Annotated in this window: 4 protein-coding genes; 3 read left to right on the forward strand and 1 reads right to left on the reverse strand. The window is 40.3% G+C overall.

What is annotated here, in order from left to right; translation table 11 throughout:
• The 3 genes from E1176_RS20505 to E1176_RS04280 form a co-directional block, all read left to right on the forward strand.
• Positions 1 to 649: complement C1q domain-containing protein (locus tag E1176_RS20505; RefSeq protein ID WP_185152618.1), on the forward strand; the 649-nt coding region annotated here is incomplete at its 5' end.
• 1 nt (position 650) lies between these two features.
• The gene (locus tag E1176_RS04275) at positions 651 to 1808 is read left to right on the forward strand and encodes a T9SS type B sorting domain-containing protein (protein ID WP_155209334.1); all 1158 of its coding nucleotides are present in this window, start codon (positions 651 to 653) and stop codon (positions 1806 to 1808) included.
• Positions 1805 to 2713 carry a PorP/SprF family type IX secretion system membrane protein gene (locus E1176_RS04280; RefSeq protein WP_155209335.1) on the forward strand — a complete coding sequence of 303 codons (909 nt, stop codon included), beginning with the start codon at positions 1805 to 1807 and terminating at the stop codon, positions 2711 to 2713. Before E1176_RS04275 ends, E1176_RS04280 begins: the two co-directional genes overlap by 4 nt.
• An 18-nt stretch (positions 2714 to 2731) precedes the next feature.
• Here the strand turns inward: E1176_RS04280 and E1176_RS04285 are convergent, their stop codons facing one another.
• Positions 2732 to 3664 (reverse strand): alpha/beta hydrolase, encoded by a 933-nt coding sequence (locus E1176_RS04285; RefSeq protein WP_155209336.1) that lies wholly within the window; start codon positions 3662 to 3664, stop codon positions 2732 to 2734.
• Positions 3665 to 3717: the final 53 nt, after the last annotated feature.

Below are 3717 nucleotides of genomic sequence, written 5' to 3' on the forward strand. Positions count from 1 at the left end.
ACCCACCGGACTCTCTGATGGTGATGATGTAAATGACGCAGATGCCAGCCCAACAAACGAAATACAAGATCTATCTTCTGTTGTGAATGGTACTGACAGGACCATAAATATTAGCGGTGGATCAGGCACGGTTATAAGTGTAGCGGACAACGACAATAGTCCCTCAAATGAAATACAATTGTTAAGTAAATCAGGGAATAGCATCAACCTTTCCAATGGAGGTGGTTCTGTTTTAATCTCAGAATTAGCCGCTTTTCGCTCTGGTGTGGGTAAAGATCACGCGCTTACAGGAGGTGTTTCTCTTATCATATTTGAAAATGTGGATTATGATCTCAATAATGATTTTGATGGTGCCAGCTCATTCATTGCTCCATTTGAAGGTATATATAATTTCTCAGGCACTTTAACGCTTAATGTAGATTCCGGTGCTGATAGTGAGTTTTATGTGTTGGTAGATAACGTACCAGAACACTTGATTCTAATGACATCGTCAGAAAACATTGCCAGTTTCTCTTTTTCTGTAGACTTACTTCTATTTCCTAACGAACGTGTGCAGTTGGGTATCAACAGTACAAAAGCCGGAGATATAATTGGAGACCCCATACAAAGCAACTGGAGTGGCCGACTGATTATGGAAACCACAAAATAAGATGAACCGCATCGTTTATATCGGCCTGTTTATTAGTGGAGTTTTCGCGCAAAGCTCTGCACAGAGCTTATTTAATAATGGCATGACCATCAGTGTGAAATCAAACACGGTATTATCTATCGGAGAAAACGCTACCAATAACGGCACCATCATCAATAATGGAAATTTATTGATCTCCGGGGCCTGGCAAAATAATGGCACTTACGATGCAGGAACCGGTGATTTTACTCTAAATAGTGCTGGTGATCAGATTGTAAATCACAATGCTCAGTCATTTGAACGCTTGATTATCAGAGGTGGTGGCAATAAAATATTTCAGGCAGATATCACCATTAATGATGACCTAAGTTTGCAAGATGGCATATTAGTTTCTGAAAACGGAGCTAGAATAATCATAGAAGACAATGCTTCTGTTTCAGGCGGTACGCAGCAATCGTATATAGCCGGTCCATTATTTATTCACCTTAGTGAGGAAAGCTTTTTTCCTATTGGAACTAGCTCTACTTACCTTCCCGTAAGGTTAAATGGCGTCTCTAATATTAATACTTTAGCCGGTTTTGAAGCCCTGGAGCCTAATCCGGTTAGCACATTTGAAAGTAATCAAGCTTCCGCCATTGCAGATTATGCCTGGTCATTTGAAGTAGAAGAGGGCCAGTTTGATGGTAGCTTAATTACACTGCCAATTGTCGACCTCGATTTTATAGAGGAAATGAATGAAGCTATTGTTTTGCAGCAAAACGGTTCATCCGCCACCTATTCAAGCCTGGGGGCTTCAACATTTTCAGGTGACAATATTGCCGGAGATGTAACAAGTGCTGAACCTGCTACAGGCTCTTTGTTTACAGTGGGCTATGCAGGAATTATAAGTACTCCCGGCACCGAAATCAGCGTAATCAATGTGATCACGCCAGAAACTCAGGATGGCAAACATGATTTTCTTAAAATCATAAACATCGAAGAGTACCCTTCCAATACAGTGAACATCTACAATCGTTGGGGTGACCTTGTCTATGAGGCCTCAGGTTACAACAATGCCGATATTGTGTTTACCGGGGAGAGCAATGTGGGCAGTAATCAAACACTTGATAACGGCACCTATTACTACGCGATAGATACGGGAAGTGAAGTAAAATCAGGCTTTTTTGTATTGAGGAGATGAAACGGATTTTAACCATATTATCCCTTCTTTGGTCATTTTCGGTTGTGGCTCAACAAGACCCGCTATATAATCAATACCAATTTAATCAGTTGATGATCAACCCTGCTTATGCTGGCATCTATGAGCGGTTATCCATTGGTCTCATCTCAAGGGTGCAATGGGCCGGTGTAGATGGGGCTCCCGTTACCAATACGCTCACAGGCTCTACTTCGCTTTTAAGAGGCAAGGTAGGCGCAGGCCTCACTGCTATTTATGATCGCTTTGGCGTAAACGAAAATATCGAAATACAAGCAGCTTATGCCTATATACTAGATGTGGGTGTCAATACAAGATTGAGTATGGGGCTTCAAACAGGCTTGATTAATTACAAATACAATTACCTTGATCTCAACCTGGAGTACCTTGATGATCCTGACCTCCTACCCACCGAGGAAAATTTTACCGAACCCAATTTTGGGGCAGGGCTCATGCTTCTCGGTGAAAGATTTTTTATCGGTGCATCAGTACCAAGAATCTTAAATGTTGAGGTACATGACGGATCCACCACTAGTACGCGCTATAGAAAACATTACTACCTGTCGGGAGGCGTTATGATATTCCCAAGCACTGCGGTCAAACTTAAATTTACTGGTCTTTTAAGATATGTAGATAACAACCCACTGTCATTAGATCTTTCTTCGAGCCTGCTCTTGGGTGAGGCGATCTGGGCAGGTGTGATTGTGCGCAATATGAGTGGTGTAGGCCTCTTTGGGCTCTTTGAAGTCAATGATAAAATCAGGCTGGGCTACTCTTTTGAATTGCCCACCACCCAATTGGTGCGAAACAATTACGGCACTCACGAATTAAGCATTAGTATTGATTTTGATGTATTTAGTGGCCAGCAGCTGATAAGAAGATATTTTTAAGTATTACTTAATTGTCCATCATTTCTTTTCAAACAAAAACTCCAAAGGAACATTTAGTCTTTTACTCCAGGCATTTTCACTGTGATTTTCACCAGGAAAGTATTTTGTCATCCAACTACTTCTATCATAACCTTTATCAATCATGATCTGGTCTACTTTTCTCTGTATTTGCGGATAGAAACTATCGAGGGTTTGATCTCCACAATCAAAATATATCTTATGATTATTTGGGTTAGGAAGGTTGTTTTGTAGGTAGTTTAAAAATGCCTCCGGTACAGGATTATTATGTGGATTGAACGTTCCAATCCAGTGAGTTGATAAACAAGCGGCACCGCCAAATACATCTGGGTATTCACAAATTGCATACATGGATATTAACCCACCCATGCTACTTCCAGCAATGTAAGTATTCTCTCTATTGGTATGTACCGAATAGTTTTCATCAATATAGGGCTTTAACTCCTCCACAATAAACTTTAAGTACTCATCAGAACTTGGCTTAAATACACCCAAACTATTTATCGATGCTTCTTTCAACTGTGATGTTACTGTGTCTTTTTCTACCTCTGACAACGACTTGAAAGGTTTATTGGGAAAATAATCAAAATGTCTGGTAGCCCCACCATTCCAGATACCCACTACAATAAATTCTTCGATCTTGCCAGTTGCAAATAGATGAGAAGCTACATCATCAACATTCCATGCTTGCTTATTCCAGGTGCTTTCAGGGTCAAAGAGCATTTGTCCGTCATGCATATATAGCACAGGATACTTATTCGACTCTGAATAATCTGCAGGAATCCAGATGTCGATATTTCTAGAGGTCACGTAGTTTGACTGAAATTTCTCAATGCGTTTTATTTCTCCACTGACTACCTCTGGAAGATGATTTTGCGCATATGCCCCAAAGGTAAGTGTGAGAGTTATAAGAAAAGCGATACAATTATTCATACAGTCGTTTTTGATCAATATATTGAATATTTCTTAGACCATATAGGTTATTT

It is taken from the genome of Fulvivirga aurantia, from assembly GCF_009711475.1.
GTDB lineage: Bacteria > Bacteroidota > Bacteroidia > Cytophagales > Cyclobacteriaceae > Fulvivirga > Fulvivirga aurantia.

Coding starts and splice junctions, on each gene's coding strand:
- E1176_RS04275 (WP_155209334.1), top strand. CDS start 651: ATGAACCGCATCGTTTATATCGGCCTGTTTATTAGTGGAGTTTTCGCG.
- E1176_RS04280 (WP_155209335.1), top strand. CDS start 1,805: ATGAAACGGATTTTAACCATATTATCCCTTCTTTGGTCATTTTCGGTT.
- E1176_RS04285 (WP_155209336.1), bottom strand. CDS start 3,664: ATGAATAATTGTATCGCTTTTCTTATAACTCTCACACTTACCTTTGGG.